The organism is Corynebacterium sp. 11A (assembly GCF_008930935.1).
GTDB classification, from domain to species: Bacteria; Actinomycetota; Actinomycetes; order Mycobacteriales; family Mycobacteriaceae; genus Corynebacterium; species Corynebacterium megadyptis.
The window spans coordinates 1-16110 of record NZ_PQMR01000017.1 but is presented as its reverse complement, the minus strand read 5'-3'; the positions used below and the strand labels follow the sequence as shown (position 1 = coordinate 16110).

Genomic DNA, 16110 nt, shown 5'->3' with positions numbered 1-16110 from the left:
GCATGAGCAAGGCAAAAGCCCCAGCAACACAAGCTAGGGCAATCACCAACAAGTGGGTTGATACCAACAACTGTAACATGCGGGGTGTATGCCCACATGCGCGTTACCTCAACGCCGTCTCGCACCAGCACGCAATGGCGATACTCTACGCACGCTGGGGTATCGCAGTAGGCGCACTCAACGGCAAAAAGCCCTTCACCCTGCCCGGTATCCAAGAGCACGGCGTTAAAGACTTCACCACTGATGAAGCCCTCATTCGGCGCATGTGGCAAGCATGCCCGCACGCTAACATTGGTGCCCGCCCGTGCCGTGGCCTAGTTGTGCTTGATGTAGACCCCCGCAACGACGGGCACACAACATGGCACACCACCAACGCCTGCATGCCACCCGAATGGCTACCAAACACCCTCGTAACCGGTACCGGCTCCGGTGGATGGCATGAGTGGTACCGCCTGCCCTATCAACTACCCGTCAAGGGCCACGCAGGGCAAGGCATAGACGTCAAAACACACAAGGGCTATCTAGTCATGCCCGGCAGTATCCACCCAGATACCGGCAAAGAATACGTGTGCAGGCGCTGGACGTGGCCACCCGCCCAACTACCAAAACACTGGATACCACACGTCTGCACAATCCCCACCCCAGCGCGCCACACCCCGCAGCGTGCCCGTGCTCTCCGCAGCAGCGCCCATCACGGCCTAGTGGAAGCAGTAGCGCACGCCGTTGAAGGGCAACGAAACAGCACCCTGCATTGGGCCGCGTGCCGCGCTACCGAGGACGGGTTAAACATCGAACAAGAACTGTTCACCGCCGCGCAGGCCGCTGGGTTGGCAGACACAGAGATTCAAGCCACCCTCGCTAGCGCCCGCACAACAGTCATGCAGGGGGTGTAGCTAGCAATGCCAGAACAGGACTTCACCCCACCACAACCAACCGAGGACGTACTACAACAACTAGGGGCCGCCCCCGCGCATACAGGCGCGCCGGGTAGTGCTCGCATGGATGAGTTTTTCGGGGCGCGTGAGTCGTTGCAGCGGCTACTAGAGATCGCTGCTGCTCGGTGTGTGTCGCCGTGGGCGCTGCTGGGTGTGGTGCTCGCCCGTGTAGTGGCCGCTACTGAACCACATCTAGTGCTGCCACCCATGATTGGTGGTGATGGGTCACTGAACATGTTTGTAGCGTTGGTTGGTCACTCTGGGCAGGGCAAGGGCGCAGCGTACGATGCGAGTGAGGAAGAGGTACGGTTCGTTAAACGTGGCAGCAAGCTCGAGGTGGACACCGATACTGTCTCCCCCGGTAGTGGCGAGGGGCTAGTGAAACTGTTTCCCCCAGCTAGGCGTGAACAAGACGAAGGGCAGCCACAAGTGCGTAGCCGTGCTCTCGTGAATGAATCCGAGATAACAAGCACACAGGCTCTTAGTAACCGCACTGGGGGCACGCTTGTGCCCACGCTGCTCAAGATGTGGTGCGGTGAACAAGTAGGGTTCACTAACGCCGATATAGACCGCAGTACCAGTCTTGAGGCGCATACCTACCGGCTATGCATGATAAGCCAAGTACAGCCCGGTAACGCCCCTGCTCTGCTAGCGCATGAGGAAAGCGGGCTACCGCAGCGGTTCGTGTGGCTACCCGCGCGACTTCCATCCAACCTGCCGGAAGCAGAAACCACACCACCGCCGCTAGAGGTAGAGATCACTAACTACCAGTCCCGCACCGAAGTAGAGTTCCCACCCAGTGTGAAAACGCAGATACGCAGCGACTACCGCAATCGCGCTCAAGCAGAATTCGGCGCCGCGATAGACCCCTTGAAGGGCCACTACAACCTGCTGCGGCTGAAAGTAGCGGCAGCACTCGCCCTGCTGGACGGTAGACGCAATGTCACCGAGGAGGATTGGGAACTATCGCAGTGCGTGATGGATGTGCACACCGACACCATAGAAATGGTTCGTAGCTTTCTACGAAAGAAACAGCGCGACGCAGTAGCCGCTAAAGCAGAACGGGAAGAACAAGCGAAGGAGGAACGTCGCGCCCGCAGAGAAGAGCGGGCCAAGAACCACATCTTGAAGCGCGTTGGCGCGATCACTGAACCGACAACAGTTAGTGAGGTGAAGCGCCGTGCTAAAGGCGACATCCGAGGCGAAGTAGCCACACTGCTTGATGAGTTCGCAGACATAGGCCTTGTGACCATCACGGAGGAAGGAACCACTCGTTTCGTGCACCGACTCACTGCAGACCAAGAGGCAGGGATAAAGGCGCTGCTGTAACCGCCTGTAGTGTGCACACTCCTAACGGGTGCCGTCCACACGTCCACATGTCCACACCAGTTCACGCCACGTTTTCGGCAGTCCACACGCCGTCCACACGCCGTCCACACTCACCCCGCAATGTGGACGATGTGGACGGTATGTGAACCAACAAAAACACCCATCTACCTGCTGTGGACGTGTGGACGTGTGGACGTACCCCTAAACCCCGTCCACATAGGCCGCGTTCCACTCACCCCACCCCGGCGCGCCACGAACACCCAGGGGGGGATACTCCCACCCCAACCTAGATCGCGCCCTCGGAAGGCATAGACGCTAGGGGTGTGTACGGGTCTGGAGATTCTGGTGCCCTCGTAGTCGATATAGCGGCGCCCTGTGGAACCCCGCCCCTAATAATCTTGGGAGGTATGGGCCGCGCCACCCCCACTCGCATGCGCAGTCGCGTTTTCTCTCCCTCCCGTGGGGGAGTGCTCGCCGTATGCAGGATGTGAGCGACTATCCTGGCGCTGCTCTGTATGAACGCGGGGTTTTCCACCAAGGGTGGGCACTCAGTGCACCCCCTTAGCACCCCATCGTGATTCGGTCGCTCAATATTCCATCACGCGCCGTCTAGGCAACTGGAGTCATGATGGCCTCAACACAATAGCCCCACCTGCAGGGGGTTGGGGTATTCGCCATTTTTGGCAGAAAGTCCTAGCCACCCGTCCTCATGGCGTGCAGTGGCGTGATCGAACAAGGCTACGTTCACAAAACTGCGCAATTTGCCCAGTCGGAACACGGGTAGCTCCCTCGTAGGCAAGGGCAGGTGTCGGAAGGTGGACTGGAACATTATTCCAGTCGAGTAGCTCCCTCGCAGACAAGGGGGTAACTGCGGAATTTCCGCACTTTTTTCCATGTCGCTGGTAGCTCCCTTGCAGGCAAGGGGGCAACCGTCACATGTTCGTGATAGTTGCCTTGGCTGTAGCCCCCTCGTAGGCAAGGGGGCGCGAATCACTACCCCCGGCGTGCCCTAGCGCATAGGGGCGTAGCTCAAGCCCTAAACAGCCGTGGGCATGATGCCCACGACTGCCCGGCGCGCGCCGTGGCCTGCGTGGCCAAGATGACCATGTGGGTATTCGAGTGAAGCCACGTGGGCTAATGCTGCTTATCCACTAAGGCGCGCATGGCATTGACCGTAGAGACTATTCGGTAGCGTTGCCCATACATCTCTGCTTCACACAGGGCCATGCTCAAACAATCATCACAAGCAGTAATACGGTTCCCGTGATAGCGCCCTAGATAGTCACAACGGGCGATATTGCCAACAGTTGGGGCCCACCGCTGCTTGGTGACTACTTCCAGCACTTCCGCCGCGTCGAACTCGCATGAGCGGTTACGCTGCCCGCAGTATGTGGGCATGAGTTCATGCGCGCCGGGATACCAGATCACTAGATGGGCCGTGTAGGTGAGTGTGTCGAGGGATAGGGTTTTCACCTCCACTAGGTGATGGTTGCCGCTGTAGTTGTCTGGAAGGTCAAGGGGGTTCACAGGGCCACCTCGCCTAGTGCTTGTACAGCCTCGCATACGGGGCACCCGAGTTCTGTTTTCTTTAGTGCCTTAGCGGATGGAACGAGCCGTAGCCCGCATAGTGTTTGTATGGTGCCGTCTACGTCCGTGTGATGGGGCAGGTGCCACCGCCGAGGTGGCCGGTACAGTGGCGTGCTTGTGGGGGCTGGTGTGTGTTGGCGTTGGGCCATGATGAGCACTTTCTATGTCGTGGGTAGCGCCCTGCATTAGTGACAGAATAGTGACACGCAACCCGATGGTGGTCTTATATAGTGCTCTCACCAGCATAAATACGGCGTAGGGGTTCGGTACCCGGCAGCTCCACTAACAGCATTTCCCCTAGTAGTTTTCTACTAGGGGTTTTGTTGTGTTTACGCTGGTTGAGGGCGTGCTAGCTTTATGGCACTAACGTTATCGACCGTGGTGCAGTTCAGGCCCGCGCCTACCCTGTGAAGGCGAGAAGTTGAGGAAGGAGGGTGGTGGTGGATTTCCCGATGTTCGAAAGCCGCGAAGACGTGTACGAGTTCGTTGTCGCGTCGGGGCCCTCTATACCTGATTGGGTCATGGACCAAGTTCAGAAAGAGGAAAAATACAGTGAGTATGGATACGCAATAGCGCACTACATGCTTGCGGCCCAGCACTTCGGGATGGACGATTGGGCACCCTATACCGTGCAGGAGAATATCGAGTTATTCATTGGCGATGACGGTCTCGGCATCCTCACTGAAATCCTCTCGGTTGATCCAGACACCGTGGAGGTGCTCTAGCCCAACCGACCTTCTACGCCACGTTCTTTGTGGGTGGTGATGGTGGATTCCTGGTTGGTTGATGCTGAGCGTGATTCCCAAGGTGGACACTAGCCCCGCATTATGCGTCATTGAGGAATCGCTGATGTGGAGTTGTGTTATTCCCGCTGTGGCTACTCCTAAGTGGAGTCAGGGATAACGATTCGGTCGATCACACCCCCTAGAACACAGATCAGGTATTCGACAGCAGCGCCGCGAGGGATGCTGGTTTCGAGACCTCGGGCGAGACGGAGATGTCTATTAAAAAGCTACGCAAAGAGCTAGAGACGATGCGCCGGATTCGTGGTGTGTGCAGCGGCTGCGTGCCCCCCCTGGTGTGGCGTCATGAGGAATGCGCCTTTCGGGTTTGTGTGTGTTGAGAAAAAGAAGGTGCTGTGGCAACGAAAACCGCAGACTACTACAAGGAATCAATGCCATCCGCTAAGAACTGTGAATAACTCGCCGCGTCACGGCAGAAACTACTGTGTTTCTCTATATTCGTCGATATTCTTTCCACACCAGCTGCCGTGTGTGGAATAGATGAACTGTGACTTAGGCGCGGGCATAAACCCCGAGTCGAATGCCTTTCTTTCGTGAGCTGCCCCGTACTCGGCGGGATATGCGAACGGTGAAAAGGCGGCGCAGTGAGCAGCGAACGTAGCGCCGAGATCGGCCGCTCCCCGCGCACGGGCCCTCAGTGCTAGAGCTGGGCGGGCGCGCTCTAGTCAAACTCGAGTGCGTAATCCTTGGGGGAGGTAATCGGCAGCAGCTTTTGGAAAATGAAGGTGAAGAGCAGTGAGAGCGCAATGGGGGCCACAAGGAAGATGAGGAGCACGGTCGCGAGGGGGCTGCCGGTGTTATAGGCGGCGAGTGGGCCCACCGCACCGGTGATGCCGAAACCGGCGGAGATGGGGGTGCCTGCAATACCGGCGGCGCCTCCGATAGCACCCAATACGGCAGCGTGGGCGAGAATCGGAATCATCATCACTGGCCGTTTGAAGGCGTTGGCCATCTGCATCTTCGGAGAACCAAGTAGGTGCAGAATCGCGGTGCTGAAGTTATTTGCCTTCCATCCGGCGACCATGAGGCCGAAGCCGGCTGCAACAACGCCGAGGTTCGCCGTGCCGGCGGCGACGCCATCCATCATGATCGCCGTGGCCAAGCCCACCGTCGAGACAGGGGAGACGATCAGGGCGGCAAAGATTATGGCGAGCACAATGCCCATGAGGATCGGTTGTAGCCCCGTGGTGCCATTGATGAGGCCGCCGAGCCATTCGGTGAAGATTTTGACCAGGGGATAGGTGACGATCCAGCCAATGCCACCGGCAATCACCGTCACCAGGGTGGACATCAGCAAGATGGTGTAGGACTTCAATCGGTTGCCGATGAGATAGATCAAGCCGATGGCCAGCGCGGCCGTCAGGCCGGTGTTGATCACGAGGCCGGTGCCTTGGAGGTGAAAACCGCCTTCGGGATCCACGGTGGCAACGCCCGAACCGCACATGGCGGCAATGCCCACTGCCGCGGTCTGGATGGGGGTGAGCTTGAATTGCATCGCCACCAGCACACCGATCAGTACCGGCAGGGTGGATGTTGCCATGCTCACCACGGTGATGATCTGCGCGCCAAAGGGAAAGACTGGGAGAAGCGCCGTCAATAATGCGCCCAGTAGGGCTTGGGGAACGAGGGCCACAACGACGGCGATAGAGATGCCATTGAGCACCTTGAGGGTGAATTCCCACGCAGTCATTCGCGGCGGAACCGTGGAGGGGTCTGGGTTACTCACTGGTTCATTGACGGCCAGAGGACCGTCGGGAACCTCATTCGGCTGAGATTGAGTCTGGTTGGCTGCTGCGTGGCGCTCGTTTTTAGTCACATATGATGACTCAACCAAATACGTGGGTTCAGCCCAAATTTCGCCCCGCACGGAGGGGTAGCTGAGCGTCGCCGAGAGTGGCTGCTTCCTCGTTGTATTCCGATGATGTCACGGTTGGTAGGTGCCACCCAGAAGTAATTCTGTGCACATATCAACAAATAGCCAAAGCATTAATGAAAATAAATGAATCCTCCAGTTGTGGAACCAAAATAAGAATTTAGGGAACTTTTCGTGCGGCGTTTCCGACAACTACAAGCGAACCCATGTGAGAAGTCAAGGAGAACGTATGCCCGAAAAGTCACAAACACGTTCTCGGCGTCAAAGTGGATTAGGCGCATTGGTGCGTCGAATCCATTTCTATGCCGGAATGTTTATCGGACCATTTCTATTCGTTGCGGCAGTCAGTGGTGCGCTTTATGCTGTGGCGCCGTCGATGGAATCGGTTGCATATCGAGACATTCTGCGTGCACCGGAATCCAGTACGTCTGTTTCACTCGAGGAGCAAGTGCGGGCCGCCCACGACGAGCACCCTGATCTGCCCATTGCGCAGATTTGGCCTTCCTCGGAGCCCGGAGAAACGACGCGCGTGCTGCTCAGCGACGAGTCAGTGGGGGAGAAGCGCTTGCGTAGCGTCTTTGTAGATCCCGCCACCGCAGAGATCGTGGGAGATGAGCCCACCTATTCCGGTCTCGGCGAGCTGCCAATGCGTTTCTGGATTTCGAGTCTGCACAAGAATCTGCATCTCGGGGACCCAGGTGCGCTCTACTCCGAGATGGCGGCGTCGTGGATGTGGTTCGTTGCGCTCGGCGGGGCGTATCTCTGGTGGAAGCGTACCCGGAGCGTGAGCGGCTCGTTGCGCGGTATCGCGAATACGACCCCCGGTAGCCGTAAGCGCATGATGAACCGGCATGGCGTCGCTGGGGCGTGGCTGCTCGTGGCGATGATCGGGCTGTCTATCACGGGTATCACCTGGTCCAGTGTGGCTGGCCAGAATGTGTCGGCCACGGTGACAGCATTGAACTGGAAGGCCGAGCCGATCGCCACAGAGCTGGCTGGAGACGCCGCGGGAAACGCGGAGCCGCTGGAGGCGGAGACGATCGCGGCACAGTCCGATCGAGTGCTGTCCACTGCTCGCGAGGAGGAGCTCACGGGATCCCTCCGACTCTTCCCTGGCGAGGACACCGCGACTGCATGGCAGGCCAGCGAGCGTTGGGTGCCCTATCGCCTCGGTAGCGACGCAGTCTCTATCGATGGAGCGAATGGCGAGGTTGTCGACAGGCTGCCCTTTGCGGAGCTGCCGATATTTTCCAAGCTGACGTCCTGGGGCATCTACATGCACATGGGCATCATGTTCGGCCTGCCGCTGCAGATCCTGCTGTGTGTGGCCGCGCTCGCCATGGCAGGCCTCGTGGTCACAGGCTATGTGCTGTGGTGGAAGCGACGCCCAACCGTGGGCGCGCCGGCTGGAGTGCCGGGACCGTGGGGACAGCTCAGCGGCATGGACTGGGCGATTATCGCCGTCTTCCTCGCCACAGTGGGCACCTTCTTGCCGCTGTTCGGGGCAAGCCTGCTGGCCATGCTCATCGTGGATCGGCTCCTCGTGCGGCGAGCCCAGCGCGGCAAGCAACGCAGTAACAGTGCTGCTGACAGCGCTGCTCCCCGCGATCGAGAATCGGTGGTCACCGCGGCTGCGTCCTAGGCGAGTACCGCCCCGCCATCGACCGGCAGGATCGCGCCGGTGACAAAGGAGGCCTCCGGAGACAGTAGCCAGGCCGTTGCGGCGGCAATGTCTTCGGGGGCGCCGAAGCGGCCCAGCGGCACCTGGGCCCGCTGCTCCTCCTTGAGCTTTTCAGGCAGGGTGTCGAGCGCGGCGGTGGCGATGGGGCCAGGAGCCACGCCGTTGATACGAATGCCGGAGGGGGCATAGTCCAGCGCCGCGGTCTCAGTGAGACCGACCACGCCGTGCTTGGCCGCAATATAGGGGGAAAGATGCGTGCTGGCCTGCAGCCCGCCGATGGAGATGATGTTCACGATCGCTCCGGCCCCGGTTGTGGCGAAGTGCTGCAGCTGTGCGCGCATCCCAAAGAAGGTGCCGCGCAGGGTGACGTCGATTGCGCGGTTGAAGGCGGCGGTGTCGATCTCACCGAGTGGTGCGGGCGGGGCGCCGAGGCCGGCATTATTCACGGCGGCGTCTAAGCGGCCATAGGTGTCCACGGCGCTGGCCACGAGGGCGTCATTGTCCTCGCGGCTGCCGGCGTCGACATGCACCCACGTGGCGGTGCCGCCGGCGTCGGTGATTTCCTGCACGGTCGCGGCCGCCGCCTCGTCATTAATATCCGAGACCACCACCGCGTAGCCATCGCGGCCCAGCCGAGTGGCGATGGCTCGGCCGATTCCCTCCCCAGCGCCGGTGATCGCTACCACGGGGGCATCGATGGGACTAGTAGGCATAAGATTCCTCCTCGAATACTGGACTGTGCTCTTTCTGCCCCGAGATTAGGTGCAGTGGCGGGGTGGGTGCAGAGTGATGCTTATCGACGCCGCCGTGAAGCAATTCCGCCCGACTGCCGCAGGCGGCTACCATGAGACGGGGTGGATGCGCGTGCACGACCACCACGATGAGTATCCTTCCCCCCTTCTACCCGCATATATAAGGAGCCCGCCGCGTGCTCGAAGCCTTGACCTTTGCTTTCGTCGATTCGATCAACGTGCTCCTGATCGGGGTGGTTGCGGCCATCGGGGTGAGTTTGCCGGCTCGGGATCGGCTGTATCCGCGGGTGGCGGCGCTACTTATCTGTGGCGACTGGCTCGGGGTTTTTTCTTTGGCGCTGGTGACGCTCTTTGTTTTCGATGGCATCGGTGATGCCGTCAAGCACTTCGTGGACTCCCCGTGGTTTGGCGCGCTGCTCATTGCTGCCGGCCTCCTGATTGGGCTCATGGCGTTGCGGGGCGGTTCCAACTCGCAGTTGATCGACCGTATCCTGCGCCCCTTGCAGCAGCCTTCGGCGTTGACGATGCTGACTGGTTTCATCCTCGGGCTGGCGCAGTCCGCCACCTCGGGGCCCTTTTTTGGCGGGCTGGCGGTGCTCTCCGCGGAGGGATTGACGGATATCGACCGCTATCTCGGCTTGGTCTTCTATGCCTCGGTGGCGTTGAGCCTGCCCACCCTATCGGCGATCGCGGTGGGGTTGGTACGTAACCGGCCACGCTCCACCCTAGGATCCGCGGTGCTGTATGCCCGCGAGCACCCAGAGAAGGTGGCCCGCAACGCCAGCTATGTGGTGGCGGCATTATTGGTGGTACTCGGCCTGATCTATACCTTCTAGCCGGCTGACTGCACAAAGAAACAGCACAAATAGCGCCCCGCCGCGGCGGCTTCCTCCTAGTGGAAGCGCATGCGGCGGGGCGCTGAGTATGAGGGGCAGCTAGGCGTTCACCCGGGCCTCGCTGCGAGCCTCGGACCGGCTCATCGCGCGATCGCTGATGATGTAGACCGCAAGGGCAATGGCGGAGAGCAGCACCAGCAGCCACAGCACCGAGGAGTAGGTGGCGTCGGGTCCGTCGCCACCAAAGAAGCGCACGTCCATCTCCACGAGCTTGGCCGAGTAGGCAATGCCCAGCGGGACGGCGATATTGATGGTGAGGTTGTAGAAGCCGATGGCGATACCCGTCTTGGCGGCGGGGATGGTGCGCACCGCCGAATTAACCAGCGGGGCGTACATCACGGCGAAACCTGCCGAGAACAAAATCATGGCCAGAGACAGCACCCACAGGTTGGTGTTGATCAACACGGCGGTCAGCACCAGCGACAGGATGATCATGCCGATGGCGGTGATGATGGCCTGGCGGGAATTGAGCACCTTCGCCACCTGGCCGGAGAGCGCACCCACTACGGCGCCGGCAGCATAGCCTGGGGCCAGTACCAGCGAAGCCTGGGCGAGATCGCCACCGTGGACGTTTTCTACCGCGCCGGGAATCACGATCACCGACAGTCCCAACTGGGTGGAGTAGAGGATGAGCACGATCACCAGGGCCCACACATAGCGTCCATTGTGGAAGAACTCGGGACGCACCACTGTGTTGCTGTGGGTGCTGATATGCCAGATAAATAGGGCGATGCCCGCCACGGTGAGCAGCAGCCAACGGAGTTTGAATTCCTGCATGTACAGCATCACGCTGGTGGCCACCACGGCCACGAGGAAGAGGCCAAAGATGTCCATGCGCCCGCCTGCGGAGGCTTCCTCGGGCACCGTTTTGAGGATCACCGGAATCGCCAGCAGGGCAATCAGGGCGATGAGGAACATCGCGGTCCACGAAATATAGGTGGCCACAAAACCACTGGTGAGAGTGCCGAACAGCAGTGCGAGCTGGAAGGCGGAGGTGGAGAAGCCCAGGTAGGTCTTTTGGTCTTTCTCGGAGAGGTGCTTCGTAACGTAGATAACGTAGAGCGTCTCCGCGGCCGCGAGGCCGCAGGTCTGGATGATGCGGCCGGTGAGCACCATCGGCCAATTGCCTTGGAAGAAGAAGCCCACCAGCGAGCCGATGGCCATGAGCACGATGCCCACGATCATGAGCTTGCGGATGCTGATCACATCGGCCAGTGCGGCGTAGACTACCGCGCCGATGCCGATCACGATGCCGGCCAGGCTGGCCTGCAAGGAGGCGGTATTAGTGGAGATGCCCAGATCCTGCGCGATCGGCAGCGTCATGAACTTAAAGCCGTTATCGATCACCAGGCAGAATACGAAGCTGAGGAGCAGGATCGGTACGGCTGCCTTGGGGTTAAGCGCGGGGGCAGTGCGGGCGGAGCTCGGTGCAGAGCTCGAAGAAGATGAGGTTGACATGGCCTCCACCAAGTAAAAAGGGTGCGGAAAGGGTGTGTGGGGCAGGTCGATGCCCCTCGCCGCCGTGTTAAACGGGACGAGGTGGGCGTCGACAAGCGAAAAGGGGCGAGCCGATTTAGACGGCGGCCAGCGGCAGCGCGAGCTCCATCATCGTGGTGAAGGCGGTCTGGCGCTCCTCGGCGGTGGTCTTTTCTCCGGTGACAATATTGTCGGAGACGGTGAACAGGCCCAGCGCCTCGGCGCCGGAGGCCGCAGCCACGGCAAAGAGACCCGCGGATTCCATCTCCACGCCGAGCACGCCCATGCGCGACCAGCGCTCATTCACCGTCTCATCGGCGTTGTAGAACACATCGGAGGAGAGGATATTGCCCACGTGGGTGGTCACGCCCTTGTTCTTGGCCTCCGCCTGCAGCGCCTCGAGCAGGCGGTAGGAGGACAGCGGGGCGAAGGTGCCGGGCAGGTTGTACTGGTACATGAAGTTCGAATCCGTGCAGGCACCCTGCGCCACCACGACCTCGTAGAGGCCGAGATCCTTCTGCAGCGAGCCGCAGGAGCCGATGCGGATGATCTTCTTCACGTCATAGGTGTTGTACAGCTCCCAGGAGTACAGCGAAATCGAGGGAATGCCCATGCCGGAGCCCATGACGGAGACCTCGTGGCCCTGGTAGGTGCCGGTGAAGCCCAGCATGTTGCGGACCTCGTTGAAGCAGACCACATCCTCCAGATAGGTCTCTGCGATGAACTTCGCGCGCAGCGGATCGCCGGGCATGAGTACGGTCTCCGCGATGGGGGCGCCCTTCGGATTGATATGGGGGGTAGCAATATCTGCCATGGTGAGAACTCCCTCGAGTTTGAACGCTTATCGACGCCCACCTGCTGCGTCCTGCACGGCGGCGCCGGGATGACACCCCCAAGGCTAAACCCGCTTAAGAACAAAAGTCAATGGCAGAATTTACATTTGTTCACCATCTGTGGGGTTTATCACCAACGCCCCCGCCATCACGAGGATGGCGAGGGCGGCGTTGAGTGAGTGAGGCGAGATTAGCGCACCGGCACACCGGGGCCCAGTGGGATACCCAAGGCGTACCAGAGAATAAAGAAGAGGAACCAGCCCACAAGCATGACCAGCGAATAGGGGATAGCCAAGCTCATGAGCGTGCCCACACCAGCAGGCTTGTAGTACTTCTGCAGGAAGGACAAGGCCAACGCGAAATAGGGCGACATCGGGGTGATGATATTGGTGGGGGAATCGCCCACACGGAAGAGCATCTGCGCCACCTCAGGCGAGATATTCACATACATCAGCATGGGCACGACCACCGGAGCCATCAGCGCCCACTGCGCGGAGCCGGAGGTGATGAAGATATTCAGCACCGCCACCATCAGGACCAAAGCGCCAAAGAGTACCACCGGCGGGAGGTCGGCGCTGGTGAGAAACTCCGCACCCTTGATTGCCGTCCACTGGCCGATATTGGACCACTGGAAATAAGCGGTGAACTGCGAGACGGCGAAGAACAGCACCAACATGGCGGTCAGCGTATCCAGGCCCTTTTCCATGAAGTCTGGCACATCGCTTGAGCTGGTGATGGTGCCCATCACCTTGCCGTAGACCATGCCGATCACCGCAAAGAGCAGGGCGATCGAGACCACAATGTCGGTGAGAAGCGGGGAATTCAAGATGCCATCGCCCTCACCACGCATCGGCGAGCCGGGAATGAACAGCAGGGCGAACCATGCGGCCATAAACAGCGCAGCTGCCCAGCCGGCGGCCTTCAGAGCTCTTACTTCCTGCGAGTGCACGGAGAGATCGTCCTCGGAGCCTTCGTCTTCCAGGTGATCGGGGGTGTTGAAGCTGGCCTCGTCGTAGTTGATCTTGGACTCATCGACGGTCTTTTGCACATGCTTCGTCACGAACAGCTCCGTCACCGCGGTGATGAGCAGGGAAAGAACCACTGCCGAGGCCATCGAGAAGAAGTAGTTCGCGAGCGGCGAGACCACGTACTCAGGGTCCACAAAAGCCGCGGCCTGGGTGGAGATACCAGCCAGCAGCACGTCGGTGATATTCAGAATCAGCGAAGAGTTGAAGCCGGCCGAGGATGCCGCGAAGGCCACCATGGCACCCACGATCGGGTTGCGGCCCACAGCGTTAAAGGAGGCGGCACCCAGCGGAATCAGGATCACATACACCGCATCCGAGGCGATCGATCCGGTCACACCAGCCAAGGCCACCGCGAAGGTGAGCATGGCGGGATGACGCACCTTGGCAATCGCGGAACGGATAGCGGCCGAGATGAACCCTGAGTACTCCGCCACCGCGACACCCAACATGCACACCAGGATCAACCCCAGCGGGGCGAAGGACACAAAGTTCTCCACCGCATCCGTGACCATCTTCTGCATGTACTCCGCAGTCATGAGATTGACCACGTTGATGGTCTCGCCTGAACCGGGGTCGGTGGCAGACATTCCGATGCGTGCACCGATCCACGAACTAAGGATTACAATGCCCGAGAGAATAACGAAGAGCCAGAAAGGGTTCGGCAGCGCATTGCCGATTCTTTCGATGGCTCCCAGCACGCCCGTGGACTCGCTTGTGGAGTCGCCGCGCTTGGGCTTATCAGACACAGCCGTGGCCGTGCTTTCGCCCTGTCGCTGCGACGTTTTATTTTCATTTTTCTCGAGGTTCTCGCTCATGGGCGCACCTTTCATACAGGCTCCGGCCTCTCAAAAAGGAGGGCGCGAGCTGCGGGTAGCAGACATAGGGCTATCCACCTAGGCCACGGCCGAGCTGCGTTGACTCCTATGACACGCCTAGGCGCGCGGCAAGAATGGCCTAAGTTAGGGTCCTACGCTAACAAAAGTGGCCTAGATCTCATAGTGCGCTCATTTTGGTGGGGTGGCGGTGTCGCTAATCCGAGTGTGCTAGTGAGATGAAGAAGCGCCCTAGGAGTGCGGATCATGCCAAGAAGCTGGGACGATAGTGCGAATTGGTTGGTAGGGTGGCGCTTATGAGCTACCAACCGCAGTCCGTGGTCAACCACAGCGCCGTGCACCCTGATCGGCGCGTACTCGTGACAGGGGCCACCGGCTATGTTGGGGGTCGTCTTGTTCCCGAATTGCGCGCTGCCGGCTTTAGCGTGCGCGTCACCTCCCGCAGCAAGAGAAGTCTTGCTCGTTTCGACTGGTACGACGACGTAGAGGCCGTCGAAGTGGACCTACAAGACGAGGAGAGTGTCCGCGCCGCCTGCGACGACGTGGACGTGCTTTTCTATCTTGTTCACTCCATGGGCGGAGACGAGCAGGATTTCGAAGAGGTGGAAAAGACGGTGGCTACCGCGGTGTCCACTGCCGCCAGCGACGCTGGAGTCAGCCAGATTATCTATCTCTCCGGACTGTACCCGCAGGATGTGCCTGTGGAGGAGCTATCCAAGCACATGCGCTCCCGCGAGCGCGTGGCGCAAATCCTGCTGGAGTCGCCGACTCCGACCATCGTCTACCGCGCTGCCACCCTAATCGGTTCCGGTTCCGCTTCTTTTGAGATCATCCGCCATCTCGTCGAGCGGTTGCCCCTGATGGTGGCGCCGAGATGGATTACCAACAAGATTGAGCCGATCTCAATTCGCGACACCTTGTACTACCTAGTGCGTGCCGCTGACCTCGATCAACCAGCGAATCGGGGATATGACATCGGCTGTGGTACCACCTATGAATTTGCGGATTTGCTAAGAGAGTACGCCACGGTGCGCGGACTCAAGCGCTGGATTGTCGGAATGCCGCTATCGCTACCTGTGGACAAGCTTTCGGGGATGTGGATCGGACTGGTCACGCCCGTACCGGAGGGGCTTGCCATTCCGCTGGCCCAATCCATGCAAGAAGATGCCGTCACAGCAGAACACGATATTGCCGAGCTCATTCCTGATCCCGAAGACGGCCTTAGTGATTACACGACCGCGGTCAGCCGTGCCATTACCAAGGACACTGAGGGTGGGGTAGACACCTCCTGGGATAGCAGCTGGAAAAATGCGGGTACTGCCTCCAGTACCACGACGGGAGATAGCAGCGATCCTGCGGCCTCGCAGACTAACGATCCTGTCTGGGCCGGCTCGGATATCTACCGCGACGTCCGTGTCCGACGAACTCCTGTGGAGATCGAGAAGGTCTGGCCCGTCCTCGAAAGAATCGGCGGACACACCGGCTGGTACTCCGCAACGATCTTGTGGAAGATCCGAGGCTTGATCGACAAGCTCATCGGAGGGCCTGGCCTCGGCGGCCGGCGCGATCCGCGCCACCTCGAAATCAATGACCGTCTCGATTGGTGGCGAGTGGAAGACATCGAGCGCCCGCACAAGTTGGTGCTGCGGGCAGAGATGAAGCTCTCGGGCGAGGCGTGGCTGGTTATGGAACTGAAGGAAGTCGAGGACGAGAAAGGTAACCGCACCGAGTACACCCAAACCGCGCTCTATCAACCCAAGGGCCTGCTCGGGCGGGCCTATTGGTGGGCGGTGGCTCCCTTCCACTTCTTCGTCTTCCCCCTGATGGCGCGAAATATTCTCGACGAAGCTACCAAGACCGAATAACCCCGGCGATGTTCAGCTAGCGTTCACCTCCTAGCTCGTGACTGATGATGTGTAACACCGTCGTCTAAGTGCCTGCACTGGGTTCCTGTTTTTGCGTGTTGTGCTGGGGTTTTGGTGTTGGGTGGGGGTTGTGTGTAGTGTTTTCGGAGTCAGCGAGGCGGCCGGCGCGGTTGTGTTGGTTGTTTTGTTGGTGGTGAAGGTTTTACCGAGTGTTGTTCG

The 16110-nt window shown here is 59.8% G+C and carries 12 protein-coding genes; 6 read left to right on the top strand and 6 right to left on the bottom strand.

The window, feature by feature from the left end; genetic code table 11:
• Nucleotides 1-2: 2 nt before the first annotated feature.
• A complete protein-coding gene (locus tag GBB18_RS10175; protein WP_151641587.1) occupies nucleotides 3-893 on the top strand; it encodes a bifunctional DNA primase/polymerase in 891 nt (296 codons plus the stop codon).
• A 249-nt stretch (nucleotides 894-1142) separates the two neighbouring features.
• Nucleotides 1143-2264 (top strand): hypothetical protein, encoded by a 1122-nt coding sequence (locus GBB18_RS10170; RefSeq protein ID WP_151641586.1) that lies wholly within the window; start codon nucleotides 1143-1145, stop codon nucleotides 2262-2264.
• A gap of 1134 nt (nucleotides 2265-3398) precedes the next feature.
• Here GBB18_RS10170 and GBB18_RS10165 read toward each other — a convergent pair.
• Complete coding sequence (locus GBB18_RS10165) at nucleotides 3399-3791, bottom strand: hypothetical protein (protein WP_151641585.1); 393 nt, start codon at nucleotides 3789-3791, stop codon at nucleotides 3399-3401.
• 500 nt (nucleotides 3792-4291) lie between these two features.
• Between GBB18_RS10165 and GBB18_RS10160 the strand changes: the two genes are divergently transcribed.
• Nucleotides 4292-4576, top strand: a complete 285-nt coding sequence (locus GBB18_RS10160) for a hypothetical protein (RefSeq protein ID WP_151641584.1) — start codon at nucleotides 4292-4294, stop codon at nucleotides 4574-4576.
• A 739-nt stretch (nucleotides 4577-5315) separates the two neighbouring features.
• Here the strand turns inward: GBB18_RS10160 and GBB18_RS10155 are convergent.
• A complete protein-coding gene (locus GBB18_RS10155) occupies nucleotides 5316-6344 on the bottom strand; it encodes a PTS sugar transporter subunit IIC (protein WP_151641601.1) in 1029 nt (342 codons plus the stop codon).
• Between the two features lie 412 nt (nucleotides 6345-6756).
• On the opposite strand from GBB18_RS10155, the gene GBB18_RS10150 reads away from it, so the two are divergent.
• On the top strand, nucleotides 6757-8169 hold the full coding sequence (locus GBB18_RS10150; RefSeq protein ID WP_151641583.1) for a PepSY domain-containing protein: 1413 nt from the start codon (nucleotides 6757-6759) through the stop codon (nucleotides 8167-8169).
• Here the strand turns inward: GBB18_RS10150 and GBB18_RS10145 are convergent.
• Nucleotides 8166-8921 (bottom strand): SDR family NAD(P)-dependent oxidoreductase, encoded by a 756-nt coding sequence (locus tag GBB18_RS10145; protein WP_151641582.1) that lies wholly within the window; start codon nucleotides 8919-8921, stop codon nucleotides 8166-8168. The two genes, GBB18_RS10150 and GBB18_RS10145, sit on opposite strands and share 4 nt — an antisense overlap.
• A gap of 215 nt (nucleotides 8922-9136) precedes the next feature.
• Between GBB18_RS10145 and GBB18_RS10140 the strand changes: the two genes are divergently transcribed.
• Nucleotides 9137-9796, top strand: coding sequence for a hypothetical protein (locus GBB18_RS10140; RefSeq protein ID WP_151550230.1), 660 nt, complete (start codon nucleotides 9137-9139; stop codon nucleotides 9794-9796).
• A 99-nt stretch (nucleotides 9797-9895) separates the two neighbouring features.
• Here GBB18_RS10140 and GBB18_RS10135 read toward each other — a convergent pair whose 3' ends face one another.
• The 3 genes from GBB18_RS10135 to GBB18_RS10125 all read right to left on the bottom strand — a co-directional run bounded on the left by GBB18_RS10135 (nucleotide 9896) and on the right by GBB18_RS10125 (nucleotide 14008).
• Entirely contained in the window at nucleotides 9896-11314 is a 1419-nt protein-coding gene (locus GBB18_RS10135) for an MFS transporter (protein WP_151641581.1), read from the bottom strand.
• Nucleotides 11315-11429: 115 nt separating this feature from the next.
• Nucleotides 11430-12146, bottom strand: coding sequence for a purine-nucleoside phosphorylase (deoD, locus tag GBB18_RS10130; RefSeq protein ID WP_151550232.1), 717 nt, complete (start codon nucleotides 12144-12146; stop codon nucleotides 11430-11432).
• Nucleotides 12147-12355: 209 nt separating this feature from the next.
• Nucleotides 12356-14008, bottom strand: a complete 1653-nt coding sequence (locus GBB18_RS10125) for an AbgT family transporter (RefSeq protein WP_225990285.1) — start codon at nucleotides 14006-14008, stop codon at nucleotides 12356-12358.
• 314 nt (nucleotides 14009-14322) lie between these two features.
• Between GBB18_RS10125 and GBB18_RS10120 the strand changes: the two genes are divergently transcribed.
• Nucleotides 14323-15891 (top strand): SDR family oxidoreductase, encoded by a 1569-nt coding sequence (locus tag GBB18_RS10120; protein WP_151641580.1) that lies wholly within the window; start codon nucleotides 14323-14325, stop codon nucleotides 15889-15891.
• Nucleotides 15892-16110: the final 219 nt, after the last annotated feature.

Excerpts from the sequence above, each read along its gene's own strand:
- deoD (WP_151550232.1), bottom strand. The coding sequence starts at position 12,146 with ATGGCAGATATTGCTACCCCCCATATCAATCCGAAGGGCGCCCCCATC.
- GBB18_RS10150 (WP_151641583.1), top strand. The coding sequence starts at position 6,757 with ATGCCCGAAAAGTCACAAACACGTTCTCGGCGTCAAAGTGGATTAGGC.
- GBB18_RS10175 (WP_151641587.1), top strand. The coding sequence starts at position 3 with ATGAGCAAGGCAAAAGCCCCAGCAACACAAGCTAGGGCAATCACCAAC.
- GBB18_RS10155 (WP_151641601.1), bottom strand. The coding sequence starts at position 6,344 with ATGACTGCGTGGGAATTCACCCTCAAGGTGCTCAATGGCATCTCTATC.
- GBB18_RS10145 (WP_151641582.1), bottom strand. The coding sequence starts at position 8,921 with ATGCCTACTAGTCCCATCGATGCCCCCGTGGTAGCGATCACCGGCGCT.
- GBB18_RS10170 (WP_151641586.1), top strand. The coding sequence starts at position 1,143 with ATGATTGGTGGTGATGGGTCACTGAACATGTTTGTAGCGTTGGTTGGT.
- GBB18_RS10135 (WP_151641581.1), bottom strand. The coding sequence starts at position 11,314 with ATGTCAACCTCATCTTCTTCGAGCTCTGCACCGAGCTCCGCCCGCACT.
- GBB18_RS10125 (WP_225990285.1), bottom strand. The coding sequence starts at position 14,008 with ATGAGCGAGAACCTCGAGAAAAATGAAAATAAAACGTCGCAGCGACAG.
- GBB18_RS10120 (WP_151641580.1), top strand. The coding sequence starts at position 14,323 with ATGAGCTACCAACCGCAGTCCGTGGTCAACCACAGCGCCGTGCACCCT.